This window comes from Nonomuraea sp. NPDC049750 (assembly GCF_040659625.1).
GTDB lineage: Bacteria > Actinomycetota > Actinomycetes > Streptosporangiales > Streptosporangiaceae > Nonomuraea.
The window spans coordinates 132,710-148,846 of record NZ_JBFANB010000007.1 but is presented as its reverse complement, the minus strand read 5'-3'; the positions used below and the strand labels follow the sequence as shown (position 1 = coordinate 148,846).

Annotated in this window: 14 protein-coding genes and 1 tRNA gene; 12 read left to right on the top strand and 3 right to left on the bottom strand. The window is 69.3% G+C overall.

Going from position 1 to position 16,137, the window contains the following annotated elements; translation table 11 throughout:
- Positions 1 to 37 precede the first annotated feature (37 nt).
- Both AB0J16_RS21005 and AB0J16_RS21000 read right to left on the bottom strand, forming a co-directional pair.
- Entirely contained in the window at positions 38 to 904 is an 867-nt protein-coding gene (locus AB0J16_RS21005) for a TetR/AcrR family transcriptional regulator (RefSeq protein WP_358542269.1), read from the bottom strand.
- Positions 905 to 998: 94 nt separating this feature from the next.
- Positions 999 to 1,937: an acyl-CoA desaturase gene (locus AB0J16_RS21000; protein WP_358541729.1), complete on the bottom strand. Its 939-nt coding sequence runs from the start codon at positions 1,935 to 1,937 to the stop codon at positions 999 to 1,001.
- A 232-nt stretch (positions 1,938 to 2,169) separates the two neighbouring features.
- Here AB0J16_RS21000 and AB0J16_RS20995 point away from each other — a divergent pair.
- The 12 genes from AB0J16_RS20995 (at position 2,170) to AB0J16_RS20940 (ending at position 14,649) form a co-directional block, all read left to right on the top strand.
- Positions 2,170 to 2,241, top strand: a tRNA-Gln gene (locus AB0J16_RS20995).
- Positions 2,242 to 2,360: 119 nt separating this feature from the next.
- Positions 2,361 to 3,812: a bifunctional UDP-N-acetylglucosamine diphosphorylase/glucosamine-1-phosphate N-acetyltransferase GlmU gene (gene glmU, locus AB0J16_RS20990; RefSeq protein ID WP_358541727.1), complete on the top strand. Its 1,452-nt coding sequence runs from the start codon at positions 2,361 to 2,363 to the stop codon at positions 3,810 to 3,812.
- A gap of 64 nt (positions 3,813 to 3,876) precedes the next feature.
- Entirely contained in the window at positions 3,877 to 4,854 is a 978-nt protein-coding gene (locus AB0J16_RS20985) for a ribose-phosphate diphosphokinase (RefSeq protein WP_357943919.1), read from the top strand.
- 92 nt (positions 4,855 to 4,946) lie between these two features.
- Positions 4,947 to 5,561: a 50S ribosomal protein L25/general stress protein Ctc gene (locus AB0J16_RS20980; RefSeq protein WP_358541724.1), complete on the top strand. Its 615-nt coding sequence runs from the start codon at positions 4,947 to 4,949 to the stop codon at positions 5,559 to 5,561.
- A 91-nt stretch (positions 5,562 to 5,652) separates the two neighbouring features.
- Positions 5,653 to 6,237: an aminoacyl-tRNA hydrolase gene (gene pth, locus AB0J16_RS20975; RefSeq protein WP_357943921.1), complete on the top strand. Its 585-nt coding sequence runs from the start codon at positions 5,653 to 5,655 to the stop codon at positions 6,235 to 6,237.
- A gap of 199 nt (positions 6,238 to 6,436) precedes the next feature.
- Positions 6,437 to 7,789 (top strand): sugar transferase, encoded by a 1,353-nt coding sequence (locus tag AB0J16_RS20970; RefSeq protein WP_358542267.1) that lies wholly within the window; start codon positions 6,437 to 6,439, stop codon positions 7,787 to 7,789.
- On the top strand, positions 7,789 to 8,553 hold the full coding sequence (locus AB0J16_RS20965) for a 3'(2'),5'-bisphosphate nucleotidase CysQ (protein WP_358541720.1): 765 nt from the start codon (positions 7,789 to 7,791) through the stop codon (positions 8,551 to 8,553). The genes AB0J16_RS20970 and AB0J16_RS20965 overlap by 1 nt, the downstream gene beginning before the upstream one ends.
- Positions 8,554 to 8,571: 18 nt before the next feature.
- Complete coding sequence (gene cysD / locus AB0J16_RS20960) at positions 8,572 to 9,486, top strand: sulfate adenylyltransferase subunit CysD (RefSeq protein ID WP_357943925.1); 915 nt, start codon at positions 8,572 to 8,574, stop codon at positions 9,484 to 9,486.
- Positions 9,487 to 9,490: 4 nt separating this feature from the next.
- Positions 9,491 to 10,753: a sulfate adenylyltransferase subunit CysN gene (cysN, locus tag AB0J16_RS20955; RefSeq protein WP_358541717.1), complete on the top strand. Its 1,263-nt coding sequence runs from the start codon at positions 9,491 to 9,493 to the stop codon at positions 10,751 to 10,753.
- Between the two features lie 356 nt (positions 10,754 to 11,109).
- A complete protein-coding gene (locus tag AB0J16_RS20950; protein WP_358541714.1) occupies positions 11,110 to 12,018 on the top strand; it encodes a sulfotransferase in 909 nt (302 codons plus the stop codon).
- Between the two features lie 274 nt (positions 12,019 to 12,292).
- Positions 12,293 to 13,213, top strand: a complete 921-nt coding sequence (locus tag AB0J16_RS20945) for a glycosyltransferase family A protein (protein WP_358541711.1) — start codon at positions 12,293 to 12,295, stop codon at positions 13,211 to 13,213.
- A gap of 536 nt (positions 13,214 to 13,749) precedes the next feature.
- Complete coding sequence (locus AB0J16_RS20940) at positions 13,750 to 14,649, top strand: WecB/TagA/CpsF family glycosyltransferase (protein ID WP_358541709.1); 900 nt, start codon at positions 13,750 to 13,752, stop codon at positions 14,647 to 14,649.
- 516 nt (positions 14,650 to 15,165) lie between these two features.
- On the opposite strand, the gene AB0J16_RS20935 is transcribed toward AB0J16_RS20940, so the two are convergent.
- Positions 15,166 to 16,062 (bottom strand): sulfotransferase, encoded by an 897-nt coding sequence (locus AB0J16_RS20935; RefSeq protein WP_358541706.1) that lies wholly within the window; start codon positions 16,060 to 16,062, stop codon positions 15,166 to 15,168.
- Between the last annotated feature and the right edge of the window lie 75 nt (positions 16,063 to 16,137).

Genomic DNA, 16,137 nt, shown 5'->3' with positions numbered 1-16,137 from the left:
ATTTGGTTGAACAGAACGTGAACTAAGCGGCAACGGCTTATTCCACCTGGTCAGGTTGCTCCAACCGGGCCGCGCGCTCGACCAGCCGGGCCTCCCGCTGGCGCAGTTTCTCCTCGCGCTCGCGGGCCTTCTCGGCCTCCTTCAGCAGTCGCTCGCGCTCCTTCAGCTCGCGGACCCTGGCCTTCTCCGCCTCTTTGAACTCGCGCTGGCGGGCCTTCTCGGCCTCCTTGAGCTCCTTGTCGCGGGCCTTCTCCAGCTCGCGCAGCTCCTTCTCGCTGGCGCGCGGCGCGGCGACGACGGGGTGGGCGCGTCCGGTCGCCGTGATGGCCGGCTGCGGGTTGAGCCCGGTCAGGCCGTTCCAGGCCAGGTTCACCACGTGGGCGGCGACCTCCTCGCGGCCCGGCTTGCGCACGTCGAGCCACCACTGGCCGGTCAGGGCCACCATGCCGACGAGCATCTGCGCGTACATCGGCGCCAGTTTGGGGTCGTAGCCGCGGGAGACGAACTCATCGGCGAGTACGTCCTCGACCTGGCTGGCGATCTCGCTGATCAGGCTCGCGAACGTGCCGGTGCCCGAGGCGGCGTGCGAGTCGCGCACCAGGATGCGGAAGCCCTCGCTGCTCTCCTCGATGTAGTGCAGCAGCGCCAGGGCCGCCCGCTCCAGCTTGATCAGCGAGTGGGAGGCGGAGAGCGCCTCGGTGATCATGCTGAGCAGCTTCTGCATCTCCCGGTCGACCACGACCGCGTAGACGCCCTCCTTGCCGCCGAAGTGTTCATAGACCACCGGCTTCGAGACCTGGGCCGTTGCCGCTATCTCCTCGATGGAGGTCCCGTCGAACCCCTTCTCGGCGAAGAGGGTGCGGCTGATCTGGATCAGCTGCTCTCTTCGCTCTCTGCCGGTCATCCGCCTGCGAGATCTGGGTTCGGTCACGGGTTCCATAATGGCGGTGCTCGAAGAAGAGCCCGTCATCAACGAACCGGTCATCAACGAGCCGGAATCAGCCAATGCGCTTCGCCGCCAGGCGTTCGGGGGTCGGCCAGCGCACGTCGTGGACCCAGCCGAGCCGCTCGAAGATCCTGATGACGCCGGCGCTGAGGTCGATCTGACCCTTGAGCGCGCCGTGCCTGGCGCAGGTGGGGTCGGAGTGGTGCAGGTTGTGCCACGACTCGCCGAAGGAGGGGATGGCCAGCCACCACACGTTGCGCGACTTGTCGCGGACCTGGAAGTCCTCCTCACCGAACACGTGGCAGATCGAGTTGATCGACCAGGTCACGTGGTGCAGCAGGCCGATGCGGACCAGCGAGCCCCAGAACAGCGCGGTCAGCGCGCCCTGCCAGGACCAGGTGACCAGGCCGCCGAGGATGCCGGGCAGCAGGAGCGAGGTGAGGGCCAGCGGGCCGAACCACTTGTGCAGCTTGACGACGTCGTCGTCCTTGACCAGGTCGGGGGCGTACTTCTCGCGGTTGGTGCGGTCGGCGTCGAACATCCAGCCCATGTGCGCGTACAGCAGACCCTTGGACAGCGACTTGAAGCCGGGCCCGAAGCGCCACGGCGAGTGGGGGTCGCCCTCCTTGTCGGAGAACTTGTGGTGCTTGCGGTGCGTGGCCACCCAGTCGAGCACGGACATCTCCAGCGAGAGGCTGCCCGCGATGCCCAGCGCGATCTTCAGAGGTCGCTTGGCCTTGAACGAGCCGTGCGTGAAGAAGCGGTGCAGGCCGACGGTCACGCCGAGCCCGCTCACCACGTAGAAGACGAACGCGATGACGATGTCGCTCCAGCCGAGACCCCATCCCCACGCGAACGGCACCGCGGCCACGATCGCGATGAGGGGGAGCCCCACCACGAGGGCGAAGGTGACGAGTTCGGCCTTGGTCCGGGGCTCGGGTTCGACGTCGGGCTTCGGTCCTGGGGAGGTGCGCTCGGCGATAACGGTCATGGGCTACCTCTCACGACATGTATGAGGATGAATGTCCTGGCTACGCCACCGTAACCTACGCCATCGTAAGTTAGTAAGACCTAAGCGGCGAGTGTGGCGAAGGCGACTTCTGTCCTATGAGAGGAGTAGCTTCTGTATCTTGCGGCTTTTCGGGCGGTCTGTTATGTGGCGCGCGCGTGGGCCAAGGATCGGTATCGTAGGAGTGCGTCGGACACTCAGGTGTCCGATTTGGTCCCGGATCGTCTAATCGGCAGGACAAGTGGTTTTGGTCCACTTTGTAGGGGTTCGAGTCCTCTTCCGGGAGCTTGGAGGCACTCCCCGCCGCTAGCGCGCGAGTGTCGGTTGGGTATCCTCACGGTGTCGGGAGGGTGGCGGTGCGACAGCTGCCGCCCCGAACCGCCCAGCCACAGGGAGCCCCAGTCCGTGAGTGTGCCGCGCCCGGCCGCAGTCATCGTCCTCGCCGCAGGCGAGGGCACCCGGATGAAGAGCCAGACCCCCAAAGTCCTGCATGAGATGTGCGGCCGCACCCTGGTCGACCACATGCTCGCCGCCGCTCGAGACCTCGGTCCCGAACGGCTCATCGTCGTCATCGGCCATGCCTCCGAACGGGTCGGCGCGCACCTGGCGGAGACGAGCCCCGACGCGCGCGCCGTCGTCCAGCGTGAGCAGCGCGGCACCGGCCACGCCGTCCGCACCGTGCTCGAAGAGCTCGGCACGATCGCCGGCACCGTCCTCGTCACCTATGGAGACGTGCCGCTGCTGCGTACGGAGACCCTCGCCGAGCTGCTCCACCGGCACGCGGGTGACGGCAACGCGGTCACCGTGCTGACGGCCGAGGTGCCCGACCCGACCGGCTACGGGCGCATCATCCGCGACTCCGGCGGCGCCGTCCTGGAGATCGTGGAGGAGAAGGACGCCACCCCGGAGCAGCGCGCCATCACGGAGATGAACTCCGGCATCTACGCTTTCGACGGGCTGTTGCTCGCCGACGCCGTCAAGCGGGTCTCCACCGACAACTCGCAGAGCGAGGAATACCTCACCGACGTGCTGGCCATCCTGCGGGAGGACGGCCACAGGGTCGGCGCGCACGCCGCCGCCGACTTCACCGAGGTCGAGGGCGTCAACGACCGGGTGCAGCTGGCCATCGCCCGCAAGGTGCTCAACCAGCGGCTGCTCGACGGCCACATGCGCGCCGGAGTCACGATCATCGACCCGGCCAGCACGTGGATCGACGTCGGCGTCGAGATCGAGCCCGACGCGGTCGTCCACCCCGGCACGCAACTGCACGGCCATACCGTCATCGAGGCCGGAGCGGAGGTCGGGCCGGGCTCCACGCTCACCGACACCAAGGTCGGCGCGGGCGCGGTCGTGCGCAACGCGGTCTGCGACCACGCCGTGGTCGGCCCGGAAGCGAACGTCGGCCCCTACGCCTACCTGCGCCCCGGCACCGTGCTCGGGCACAAGTCCAAGGCGGGCACCTTCGTCGAGATGAAGAACACCCAGGTCGGCGACCGGTCGAAGGTGCCGCACCTGTCGTACGCGGGCGACGCCACGATCGGCGAGGACGTCAACATCGGCGCGGCCGTGATCTTCGTCAACTACGACGGCGTCAACAAACATCGCAGCACGGTGCGCGACGGCGCGTTCGTCGGCTGCGACTCCATGCTCGTCGCCCCCGTGACCGTGGGCGACGGCGCGTACACCGCGGCCGGTTCGGTCATCGACGGCGACGTCCCTCCGGGCGCGATCGGCGTGGCCAGGGCGCGACAGCGCAACATCGAGAAATGGGTCTTGCGCAGGCGCGCGGGCACGAAGTCGGCTGCGGCGGCCGAAAAGGCGTTGGCCGAGCAAGAACAGCAGGAGAGTGGCAAATGACCGAGCTTGCCGAGGTCATCAGTAACAACCGCACCGTGGTCACGAGACCGGCGAAGGAGATCTCATGACCAGCATCAAGCAGCCGGGCGAGAAGAACCTCATGCTCTTCTCCGGCCGGGCCTACCCGGAGCTCGCCGAGGAGGTCGCCGAGCACGTCGGCGTCTCCCTCACGCCCACCAAGCTGATCGACTTCGCCAACGGCGAGATCTACGCCCGCTACCTCGAATCCGTCCGCGGCTGCGACGCCTTCGTGATCCAGAGCCACACCGGGCCCATCAACCAGTGGATCATGGAGCAGCTCATCATGGTCGACGCGCTGAAGCGGGCCTCCGCCAAGCGCATCACCGTGGTCATGCCGTTCTTCGGCTACGCCAGGCAGGACAAGAAGAGCCGCGGCCGCGAGCCGATCACGGCCAGGCTGATGGCCGACCTGTTCAAGACCGCGGGCGCCGACCGGCTCATGTCGATAGACCTGCACACCTCGCAGATCCAGGGCTTCTTCGACGGCCCGGTCGACCACCTGTTCGCCATGCCGGTGCTGGAGAGCTACCTGAAGAACCGGCTCGACCTGGCCAACACCACGATCGTCTCGCCCGACACCGGCCGGGTCCGGCTGTCGGAGCGCTGGGCCGACACGCTCGGCACGCCGCTGGCCTTCATCCACAAGCGCCGCGACCTCGACGTGGCCAACTCGGTGAAGGTCAACGAGGTCGTCGGCAAGGTGCGGGGGCGCACCTGCGTGCTGATCGACGACATGATCGACACCGCGGGCACCATCTGCAAGGCCGCCGACGCCCTCTACGAGCAGGGCGCCACCAACGTGATCACCGCCGCGACCCACGCGGTGTTCTCCGATCCCGCGGTCGACCGGCTGAAGAACTCCCGGATCTCCGAGGTCATCGTCACCAACACCCTGCCGTTGTCCCAGGCCAACAGGTTCGACAAGCTCACGGTCCTGTCGATCGCGCCGCTGATCGCGCGCGCGATCACCGAGGTCTTCACCGACGGGTCGGTCACCAGCCTGTTCGAGGGCGACACCTGAGCCGGTAGACTTTTACGGTTGCGTTCGTAACGCCTTCCGCTAGGGCGGGTGAGGGGGAACGCAAATCCCGCAAAGCATCCCTAGGAGATGTCGTGTCTGAAGTACGTATCGCCGCCGAGCCGCGCACCACGTTCGGCAAGGGCGCCGCTCGCAAGATCCGTCGTGACAACAAGGTGCCCGCGGTCCTCTACGGCCACGGCACCGACCCCAAGCACCTGACGCTGCCCGGCCACGAGGTGCTCCTCGCGCTGCGCACCGCCAACGTGCTGATCCACCTCAAGGGCGACGGCGTCGACGAGCTCGCGCTGCCCAAGGGCGTTCAGCGCGACCCGATCAAGGGCTTCGTCGAGCACGTCGACCTGCTCCTGGTCAAGCGGGGCGAGAAGGTCACCGTCGACATCCCGGTCACCACGGTCGGCGCCGTCAACTCCGAGGGCCTGCTTGACCAGCAGCTCGTCTCCGTCTCGGTCGAGGCCGAGGCCACCCACATCCCGACCGGCGTCGAGGTCGACGTCGAGGGTCTGGTGATCGGCACCGTGGTCACCGCCGCCGACCTCAAGCTGCCCGAGGGCTCCACGCTGATCGCCGAGGGTGAGACCGTCATCCTTCAGGTCATCGCCAAGCCGGTCGAGGAGCCCACGGAGGCCGAGGCCGAGGCTGCTGAGGCCGCCGCGACCGCCACGGTCACTGAGGAAGCCGGCGAGTAACACACCGCTGTTCGGCGACGGGGCAGCCGGCCGGCTGCCCCGTTTCGCTTGAGGGAGACACCCTTAAGGAAGGCACGTTAAGGGAAGGCATATGGACCGCTGGTTGATCGTCGGGCTCGGCAATCCGGGCGCCGAATACGCCGGCAACAGGCACAACGCGGGCTTCATGGTGCTCGACGAGCTGGCCGCCAGGGCCGGCGGGCGGTTCAAGGCGCACCGGAGCCGGGCCGAGGTCCTGGAGTCCAGTCGCGCGGTGCTGGCCAAGCCGCTGACGTACATGAACCTGTCGGGCGGCCCGCTCAAGGCACTGTCCGACTTCTACAAGCTCGGCCCCGACCGGCTGATCGTGGTCCACGACGAGCTCGACGTCCCCTACGGCGCGCTGCGCGCCAAGTTCGGCGGCGGCGACAACGGCCACAACGGGCTCAAGTCGATCACCAAGGTGCTCGGCACCCGCGACTACCTGCGGGTCCGCTTCGGCATCGGGCGCCCGCCCGGCCGCATGGACCCAGCCGCCTACGTGCTCAAGGACTTCGCCACGGCCGAGCGCAAGGACCTGGGCTTCCTGGTCGACCGGGCGGCCGACGTGGTGGAGTCGCTGATGGAGCGTGGGCTCGAGACCACGCAGAACGAGTTCCACCGCGCCGATCTGCACATTTCCGGCCCTCCTCGCTGACCATCGCATAGAGGCGTTCGCGGTTTCCCACGCGTCGCTCAGCGCTACGATCTGGTGACTGTCCGTTGATCATCGGTCACGTGGAGGATTCGTGCGCGACGGCGATGGGCTGCTGACCGCTGTCCGGTCCGGCCACGCCAGGTCCGGGCGGCTCAGTCCGCACCTGCCCCCCTGGATACGCGCCTACCGTGTGCGCACCATGCTCGGCGACTTCCTGTGCGCGGGGGTGGCGTCCGGGTTCGCGTTCTTCGCCAGGTTCGGCGGTTTCACCGCTTACGCCGCGCCGTACCTCGTGGTCAGCATGGCCCTGCCGGTGCTGTGGATCTGCACGGTCGCCTTCAACCGGGCCTACGAGCCGCGCATGCTCGGCATCGGCTCCGAGGAGTTCCGCCGCGTCGTACAGTGCGGCGTCGCGCTGACCGCCGCGACGGCCATCGGCTCCTACGTGACCAAGACCGACATCGCCCGCGGCTACGTGGTCCTCGCCCTGCCGCTGGTGACACTCCTCACTCTTTTCTGCAGGTACGCCCTGCGCCGCTCGCTCCACCGGCGCCGGGCCGCGGGCGCGTGCATGCGCAAGGTGGTGGCCGTCGGGCACGCCTCCGCCATCGCCGAGCTGGTCCACCTGTTCCGCAGGGAGCCCTATCACGGCATGGAGGTCGTGGCCGCCTGCCTGCCAGACGACGCGCCCGGTGAGCGGGTCGGGGAGGTGCCCGTCGCGGGTGGCTTCAGTGACGTGTCGATCGTGGTCGACCAGTCCGGCGCCGACACCGTGGCCGTGCTCGCCTGCCCCGAGATGGACGGCCAGGCGCTGCGGCGGCTGGCCTGGCGGCTGGAGCGCACCCGCACCGACCTGGTGGTCGCCCCGGCGCTGATGGACGTGGCCGGGCCGCGCACGATGATCCGACCGGCCGCCGGTCTGCCGCTGCTGCACGTCGAGCACCCCGAGCTGGCGGGGGTCAGGCAGCTGGTCAAGAACGGATTCGACCGGGTGGTGGCCGCCCTGCTGCTGGTATGCCTGGCTCCGTTGCTGGGCGGGCTGGCGCTGGCCGTACGCGTGAGCAGTCCCGGGGCGGCGCTGTTCAAGCAGATCAGGGTCGGCAAGGACGGCCGGCCCTTCATGATCGTGAAGTTCCGCACGATGCGGCGCGGTTCGGAGCAGCAGAAGATCACCCTCGTCAGCGACAGTGACGGTGTGCTGTTCAAGGTCCGCAACGATCCCCGGGTGACGCCGCTCGGCACGCTGATGCGGCGGCACTCGCTCGACGAGCTGCCGCAGCTCATCAACGTCGTGCTCGGGCACATGTCGCTGGTCGGGCCGCGCCCGCCGCTGCCGGAAGAGGTCGCCCGCTACGGCGACGACGTCCGCCGGAGGCTGCTGGTCCGACCTGGTTTGACCGGGCTATGGCAAGTCAGCGGAAGATCCGACTTGTCCTGGGAGGAATCGGTCCGCCTCGACCTGCGTTACGTGGAGAACTGGTCTCTCATGCTGGATCTACAGATTCTTTGGAAAACCTGGTCGGCCGTCGCCCGCGGGCAAGGAGCTTATTGATGACGATTCGGGACGACCATGCCCTCGCTGCCGATCTGGCGACGGAGGCTGGCGAGCGGTTGCTGGAGGTTCGCCGGCGCACCGGGTTCGCTGACGCGTCCGCGTTGCGGGCCGAGGGTGACCGCAGCGCGCACGTCTTCCTGATGGAGTCGCTGGCCCGGCTGCGGCCGAGCGACTGCGTGCTCTCCGAGGAGGCCACCCGCGAGGAACGCCTCGACCCACGCAGGCAGAGCGCCTCACGGGTGTGGATCGTCGACCCGCTCGACGGCACCCGCGAGTTCTCCGAGGAGGGCCGGTCCGACTGGGCCGTCCACGTGGCGCTCTGGGAGCGGGGCGCGCTGAGCGCGGGCGCGGTGGCGCTGCCCGCCCAGGGCCGCACGCTCAACACCGCCGAGCCGCCCACGCTGCCCACCTTCGACAAGGGCCGCTTCCGCATCGCGGTCAGCCGCACCAGGCCGCCCGAGTTCGTGCAGAAGCTGGCCTATCTGGTCGGCGCCGACCTCGTGCCGATCGGGTCGGCCGGGGCGAAGATCTCCGCCGTGCTCACCGGAGAGGTCGAGGCGTACGTGCACGCCGGCGGCCAGTACGAGTGGGATTCGGCCGCGCCCGTCGCTGTCGCGCAGGCGGCCGGGGCCCACGCCAGCCGCATCGACGGCTCGCCGCTGACCTACAACCAAGCCGACCCCTCACTACCGGATATCCTTGTTTCCCTACCTGACTTGGCGTCTGCCCTGCTCGCCGGGATTCGGGACCTGCATCGCTGAAGGCCGGAGGAAGCCCCTATGCTCCAGCGCGACTACACGACGTCGCAGCTCGACGTACTCGAAGCCGAGGCCATTCACATCATGCGTGAAGTGGCGGCGGAGTTCGAGCGCCCCTGTCTGCTCTTCTCGGGCGGCAAGGACTCCATCGTCATGCTGCGGATCGCCGAGAAGGCGTTCTGGCCGGCACCGATCCCGTTCCCGCTGATGCACGTCGACACCGGCCACAACTTCGACGAGGTCATCGAGTTCCGTGACCGCCGTTCCGAGGAGCTGGGCGCCCGCCTGGTCGTGGCCAGCGTGCAGGATTCGATCGACGCCGGGCGCGTGGTCGAGGAGACGGGCCGCCGCGCCTCGCGCAACCGCCTGCAGACCACCACGCTGCTCGACGCGATCGAGGACCAGGAGTTCGACGCCGTCTTCGGCGGCGCCCGCCGTGACGAAGAGAAGGCCCGCGCCAAGGAGCGGGTCTTCTCCTTCCGCGACGACTTCGGCCAGTGGGACCCCAAGAACCAGCGCCCCGAGCTGTGGAACCTCTACAACGCGCGGATCCGCAAGGGCGAGCACATCCGGGTCTTCCCGCTGTCCAACTGGACCGAGCTCGACATCTGGGACTACATCCGGCGCGAGGGCATCGAGATCCCGTCCATCTACTTCTCCCACACCCGCAAGGTCTTCGAGCGTGACGGCATGCTGCTGCCCGACTCCGAGGTCGTCAAGCGGGGCGATGACGAGCCGCTGTTCGAGGCGGTGGTGCGCTATCGCACAGTGGGCGACATGACCTGCACCGGGGCCGTGCAGTCCACGGCCGCCACGGTCGAGGAGATCATCGAGGAGATCGCGGTCACCCGGATCACCGAGCGCGGGGCCACCAGGGCCGACGACCGCGCCTCGGAGGCCGCCATGGAGGATCGCAAGCGGGAAGGCTACTTCTAAACCCATGGACATTCTGCGTTTCGCGACCGCGGGAAGTGTCGACGACGGCAAGTCCACCCTGATCGGCCGCCTGCTCTTCGACTCCAAGGCGATCTTCGAGGACCAGCTGGAGGCGGTCGAGCGCACCTCGCGCGACCGCGGCACCGAATACACCGACCTGTCGCTGCTCACCGACGGCCTGCGGGCCGAGCGGGAGCAGGGCATCACGATCGACGTGGCCTACCGCTACTTCGCGACGCCGCGCCGCAAGTTCATCATCGCCGACACACCCGGCCACATCCAGTACACCCGCAACATGGTCACCGGCGCCTCCACCGCCGACCTGGCGATCATCCTCATCGACGCGCGCAAGGGCGTCCTTGAGCAGTCGAGGCGGCACGCCTTCCTGACCACGCTCCTGCGGGTGCCCCACCTGGTCCTGGCCGTCAACAAGATGGACCTGGTCGACTACTCCGAGGAGCGCTTCGAGGAGATCCGCGAGGAGTTCACGGCCTTCGCCTCGAAGCTCAACGTGGCCGACCTGACCTTCATCCCCATCTCGGCGCTCAACGGCGACAACGTGGTCTCGCGGTCCGAGAACATGCCCTGGTATCACGGCTCGTCCCTGCTGCACCACCTGGAGAACGTCCACATCGCCTCCGACCGCAACCTGGTCGACGTGCGCTTCCCCGTCCAATACGTGATCCGCCCGCAGCGGGCCACCGACCACGCCTTCCACGACTACCGCGGCTACGCGGGGCAGGTGGCGGGCGGCGTGCTCAAGCCCGGTGACGAGGTCGTCCACCTCCCCTCGGGCCTGGCCACCCGGATCGCCTCGATCGACACCTTCGACGGGCCGGTGGAAGAGGCGTTCCCGCCCATGTCGGTGACGCTCCGCTTCGAGGACGATATCGACATCTCGCGCGGCGACATGATCGCCCGGCCCAACAACCAGCCGCAGGTCGCGCAGGAGATCGACGCCATGATCTGCTGGATGGCCGACAGCGCCAAGCTGGCGCCGCGCTCCAAGCTCGTGATCAAGCACACGACGCGGACCGCTCGGGCGCTCGTCCGTGACCTGCACTATCGGCTCGACGTCAACACGCTGCACCGCGACGAGACGGCCACCTCGCTGTCGCTCAACGAGATCGGGCGGGTGTCGTTGCGGATCACCCAGCCGTTGTTCGTGGACGACTACTCGCGTAACCGGTTGACCGGTGGGTTCATCCTGGTGGACGAGTTCACGAACGCGACCGTCGGGGCCGGCATGATCATGGACCTGCGGTAGCCGACTGATTCATGACGGGCGTCCAGCGGGCTGGGTGTGCGCGCGGGCGTCCTGTGGCCGGGCGCCCGCGTCTGCGTGCCCGTGGATGAGGAGTTGGCGCAGGCGTTCCAGCGGGCTGGACGTCCGCGTCGGCGCGCCTGCGGCTAAGAGGTTCGGTACGGGCGTCCGGTGGGCCGGGCGCCCGCATTTGCGCGCCCGTGGCTGAGGGGCTGACGCGGGTGTCCGCCGGGCTGTGACGGATTGGCGCAGGTGGCTCGGGGGCTTAGGTAGATCCTTTGTCGTTTCGCGGATGCGATGATTACTCTCCGCGCTAGCCTCTCCACGTTCCGTATCCGTGACGTGAAGGCCATTCCCCCGTGACGCACCGTTCGACCGCCTACCGGGTGGTCTACCTGGGCGGCCTCGGCCGTAGCGGCACCACGCTGCTCGAGAGACTGCTCGGCGAGATCCCCGGCGTGGCACCCCTCGGCGAGGTCGTACACCTCTGGGCCCGAGGCGTACTGGCCGGCGAGCCATGCGGCTGTGGCGAGCCCTTCCCGGCCTGCCCGTTCTGGCGCGAGGTCGGCGAGACCGCGTTCGGCGGATGGACGCGGGCTCTGGCCGAACGCGTCCTCACCCTGCGGCACCGCGTCGACCGTACCCGCAGGATCCCCCGCATCGGCCACCCGGAGCTGGCGGAGTACGCCGGCACCTACCAGCGCCTCTACAACGCCGCGGCCAAGACCGCCGGCGCGACGGTCGTGATCGACTCCGGCAAACACGCCTCCCTGGCCTTCTGCCTGGCGGCGGCCGGGGTGGACGTGCATGTGGTCCACGTGGTCAGAGACCCGCGGGCCGTCGCCCACTCCTGGCGCAAGACCGTCGAACGCCCCGAGGACGGCCGCCCGATGACCCGCTGGGGCCCCGCCCGCACAGCAGCCCACTGGACGGCCCAGAACCTCGCCCTGGACCTCCTCGCCGCCCGCGGGGTCCCGGTGACGAGGCTTCGCTACGAGGACCTCCTGGCCGACCCAGCGGCCGCTCTGGCGACATTGGCCGACATCCTGGGCCTGGGCACGGCGCTGCCGTTCCTGACCGGCACGACCGCCCACCTGACCACCGCCCACACCGCCTCGGGCAACCCCATGCGCTTCACCGTCGGCCCGGTCGAACTGCGACGGGACGACGCGTGGCACTCCGGCCTCCCGCGCCACCATCGGCACCTGGTCGCGGCACTCACCTGGCCGCTCAGGTCGCGGTACGGGTATGGGGAGGCGGCGGCATGAGCGGGTCTCGCGCGGTCGGGCCTGGTGCGGACGGACCTTGGGTGGTCGGGTCTCGCGCGGTCGGGTCTTGTGTGGACGGACCTTGGGTGGTCGGGTCTCGTGCGGACGGGCTTTCGGTGGTCGGGCTTTCGGTGGTCGGGTCTCAGGGGGCGGGGTCCCGCGCGGCCCGGCCTCAGGTAGGCGGGTCTTTTGCGGTCGAGCGTCGTGTGGTCGGGCCGCGTGAATGGGTTGCCGACGCCGTGGCGTGGGCCGTACCTCTCGAAGTGGGGATCGCATGAGTGCGTCCGTCGGCGTGGTGATTCCCACTCGGGGTGACCGGCCCGAACAACTGCGGGCGGCCGCCCGAGCCGTCCTGACCCAGGACTACCCCGGCCGGATCTCGCTGGTCATCGTCGTCGACGGTGGCGATCCCATCGCAGTCGCCGGGCAGGTGGCCGATGTGGTGACGCCGGGCGTCGCCACGAACGCCCCCCACCGCGTGCTCGTCCTGCCCAACGCCCTCAGCGCCGGGCTGCCGGGTGCGCGCAACACCGGCATCTCCGCGTGCGACACCGATCTGATCGCCTTCTGCGACGACGATGACGTGTGGCTGCCGGGCAAACTCGCCGCGCAGCAGCAGGCGATCGAGGATGGCGCGGAGTTCGTCAGTTGCGGCATCGAGGTCGAGTACGGCCTACGTCGGGTGCCGAGGCTCGCGGGCAGCGACACGGTCACGGCGGCCGACCTGGTGCGTTCGCGCATGGTGATGGTGCACTCGTCGACGTTCTTGTTCAAGCGCGGGGCCCTCTGGGTGGACGAGAGCGCCCCGGCCGGCCAGAACGAGGACTGGGACCTGGCCCTGCGCGCGGCCAAGCGGCATCCGATCGCGAATGTCGATCGCCCACTTGTACGTATCCGTTGGGGCAATTCCCACTATGTCGCCTGCTGGGCCGACCGCATCGCCGGGCTGGAGTGGATGCTCGCCCGGCACCCCGAACTGGCCGTGGATCCGCGCGGCGCGGCGCGGGTCTACGGCCAGCTCGCCTTCCACCACGCCGCACTGGGGCGGCGTCGTGAGGCCGGTCGCTGGGCCCTGCGCACGTTCGCCGAGCGCATCGCCGAACCACGCGCCCCGATCGCCCTCGCCGTCGCCGCAGGGCTGATCTCCGCGCCGGCGGTGCTCGCCCTGCTCCACGATCGGGGGCACGGCATTTGAGCGCCGTCACGGCGGAAGTGGTCACCGCAGGTGTGGTCACCACAGGTGTGTTCACAGCGGACGTCGTTACAATGCGTGTCTTACGGCGGGCGTCGTTATCTCGGGCGTCGCTACGGCGGGCATGGTCTCGGCGGGCGCCACGGGCGTGGTCATCGCGGGCGCCGTTACAGTGCGCGCCATCTCGGAGGGCGCGGTCTCGGCGGGCGTCATAACGGCGAGCGTCGTTACAGAGAGCCCCTGCGCGGGGCGCGACGCATGAAGTCCCGGCACAGGGCGCGACGCATGAAGTCCCGGCACAGGGCGCGACGCATGGACTCCCGACACAGGGCGCGGCGCAAGGCGTGCCAGCGCGGGGCTCGGTGCAAGGTATGCCAGCGCGGGGCTCGATGTAAGGGGTGCTGGGGCGGGGCTCGGTGCAAGGCGTGCTGGTGTGGGGCTTGTTGCAGGGAGCCCCGATGTCGACTCCGTCACACGGGGTCCGGATACCGGGGTTTGACACGGGTGGGGTTCACGGGGTGTGGGGAGAGGGGCCGGGGATGGTTGGCGAGCAGGCGAGGCCGGTGCGGGTGCTGGTCGGGGGTGTTGCCGTCGATCCGCTGACCGAGCGCCAGGTCGTCGAGCACGTCGATGGTGAGCTGGGCGCGGGGAGGGGTGGGCGGATCGTGACGCCGAACGTCGACATCTGCCGCGCCGTCGCGAAGGACGTCAAACTCCGTCACCTCGTCAACTCCGCTGACCTCGTCGTGGCCGATGGGATGCCGCTGGTGTGGGCGTCGCGGCTGCTCGGCACGCCGATACCCGAGCGGGTCACTGGGGCCGACCTGATCTGGTCGTTGAGCAAGCTGGCCGCTCGCCGAGGGTGGCCCGTCTATCTCCTGGGCGGCCCGCCGGGCGTGGCCGCGTCCGCCGCTCATGAGCTCACCGCCTGCTATCCCACGCTTCAGGTCTGCGGCGTGGACGCGCCGCCCTACCGGTTCGAGAGCGGTGCTGGTGAGCGTGAGCGGGTGCGGCGGAAGGTCGTGGGGGCGGAGCCGAAGATGGTGTTCGTCGGGCTCGGGTTTCCGCGGCAGGACCGGCTGATCGCGCGGCTGAGCCAGGATCTGCCGGGGGCGTGGTTCGTGGGGTGCGGGTCGGCGATCGCGTTCGCCGCCGGCACGGTGCCCAGGGCGCCCGAGTGGATGCGAGGTGCGGGGTTGGAGTGGGCGTTTCGGCTGGTGAGCGAGCCCGGTCGACTCGCCAGGCGCTACCTGGTCGACGACCTGCCGTTCGCGGCCCGGTTGCTGGGTGATTGCCTGAGAGCACGGGCCTCGTCGGGAAGTGCCCACGACTCGTCGGGAAGTGCCCACGACTCGTCGGGAAGTGCCCACGACTCGTCGGGAAGTGCCCACGACTCGTCGGAAGGCGCACGCGACTCGTCGGGGAGCGCAGGCGAATAGGTCGGCTAGGCGATGGTCTCGCCTCCTCAGGGACCTGTCCGGACCCGCACAGACCGTTTCAGGGCGGTCTTAGGTCGGGTTCAGACCCGCGCAGACCCGTTCGAACCCGACCAGGCCATCTTGGATCCGCGCAGACCCGCCCGGACCCGCCCGGACTCGACCGGGCCATCTTGGACCAGCCCAGACATCCCCAGAGACGCCCACGCCCGACCAGAACTGCCCAGACACGCGCGCCCGGACATGCCCAGACACGCGCGCCCAGACATGCTCAGATACGACCCGAAACCACCTGAACTGCCCGGACCCGCCCGGTGACAGGGCCGGTGGCAGGAGCGGTGGCTGGCCAGCGGAGCCGACGCCGACCGGCCTCCGATGGGCCGAGGTGGTGCTGGGCGGCGACGCGCCACGGTTCCGGCGCGACGAGCTGGCCGGCATGCTCCTTCAGCGGGTTCCGGCGCGGCGAGCTCGCGGGTGGGCTCCTTCAGCGGGTTCCGGCGGGATGAGCTGGCCGGTGGCTCATCCGGCGGAGGTGAGCTCCCGTACGCGGGTCGCTTCCGCCCGTGTCAGGCCGAGGGTGGCCGTTTCGAGCGCGCGGCGTGAGTTCATGGGCCGGAAGGCCGTGCGGGATAGGCCCGACCAGGCGAAAGCGCTCCCCGCGCCGACGGGGGCCGTGCATGCTCGGGTGATGCGGCGCTCGGCCGTGGGCGACCAGGCGAGGCCCGCGTACTCGTACAGCTGCCGGAAGCCCGGGACCGGTGCGGAGGCCAGTTCGTCGTAGGAGGTCAGCAGGATGCCGGGGGTGCGGGCGAGGATCGCCTGAGTGACCCGCCACAGCGCCGCCGCCTTGGCGATGCGGTCCTGGGAGCCGATCAGGGCGCGGAGGTCGAGGAGCTCGGGGTGGTCGCGGACGAGCAGGGGTTGTTCGAGGAGCTCGTGGAAGTAGACGGTCCAGCCCAGGCGCTGCCAGCTGGCCACGAACGCCACCGGGTCCCGGGTGAGCGCGATCACCTTGCAGCCCAGCCGCTTGGCGAACCAGCCCGCTGAGAGCACCGCGAACGGGTCGTCGAGCAGGGCCCGTCGTCCCAGCAGGCGGCCGAGGGTGAAGGCCGTGCCGTAGCGGGTCATGCGGGCCAGATCGTACGGCGAGCGGTTGGTACGCAGTTCGGCCAGGTAGCGGTACCGAAGCGCGACCGTGTCGCGGAAGGCGGGCAGCCAGTCGGCGGTGTTGTCGTCGCAGATGTACTGGAAGCGGTGGGTGACCTGGGCCCGCAGGACGCCGGGACAGCGGCCGGGCGGGTGCTGGGGGTTGAGCGGCTCGTTGACGTAGACGAGGTCGCCCCCGGCCGCCAGCATTTTGCCCGTCCAGCTCGTGCCACTCCTGGGCAGGCCCGTCACCAGGATGGGACCGCTCATGCCACAAGCGAGGACTGCGGGAAGGGCGCGCTGGCGAGGCGCGGGACGAGGCCGCTCATGCCGTGGTCCTGGAGT

What these genes read in the sequence shown, in the direction of transcription:
- AB0J16_RS20965 (WP_358541720.1), top strand. Translation starts at nt 7,789, where the DNA reads ATGACGATTCGGGACGACCATGCCCTCGCTGCCGATCTGGCGACGGAG.
- AB0J16_RS20935 (WP_358541706.1), bottom strand. Translation starts at nt 16,062, where the DNA reads ATGAGCGGTCCCATCCTGGTGACGGGCCTGCCCAGGAGTGGCACGAGC.
- AB0J16_RS21005 (WP_358542269.1), bottom strand. Translation starts at nt 904, where the DNA reads ATGACCGGCAGAGAGCGAAGAGAGCAGCTGATCCAGATCAGCCGCACC.
- cysN (WP_358541717.1), top strand. Translation starts at nt 9,491, where the DNA reads ATGGACATTCTGCGTTTCGCGACCGCGGGAAGTGTCGACGACGGCAAG.
- cysD (WP_357943925.1), top strand. Translation starts at nt 8,572, where the DNA reads ATGCTCCAGCGCGACTACACGACGTCGCAGCTCGACGTACTCGAAGCC.
- AB0J16_RS20945 (WP_358541711.1), top strand. Translation starts at nt 12,293, where the DNA reads ATGAGTGCGTCCGTCGGCGTGGTGATTCCCACTCGGGGTGACCGGCCC.
- AB0J16_RS21000 (WP_358541729.1), bottom strand. Translation starts at nt 1,937, where the DNA reads ATGACCGTTATCGCCGAGCGCACCTCCCCAGGACCGAAGCCCGACGTC.
- AB0J16_RS20940 (WP_358541709.1), top strand. Translation starts at nt 13,750, where the DNA reads ATGGTTGGCGAGCAGGCGAGGCCGGTGCGGGTGCTGGTCGGGGGTGTT.
- pth (WP_357943921.1), top strand. Translation starts at nt 5,653, where the DNA reads ATGGACCGCTGGTTGATCGTCGGGCTCGGCAATCCGGGCGCCGAATAC.
- AB0J16_RS20970 (WP_358542267.1), top strand. Translation starts at nt 6,437, where the DNA reads ATGCTCGGCGACTTCCTGTGCGCGGGGGTGGCGTCCGGGTTCGCGTTC.
- AB0J16_RS20985 (WP_357943919.1), top strand. Translation starts at nt 3,877, where the DNA reads ATGACCAGCATCAAGCAGCCGGGCGAGAAGAACCTCATGCTCTTCTCC.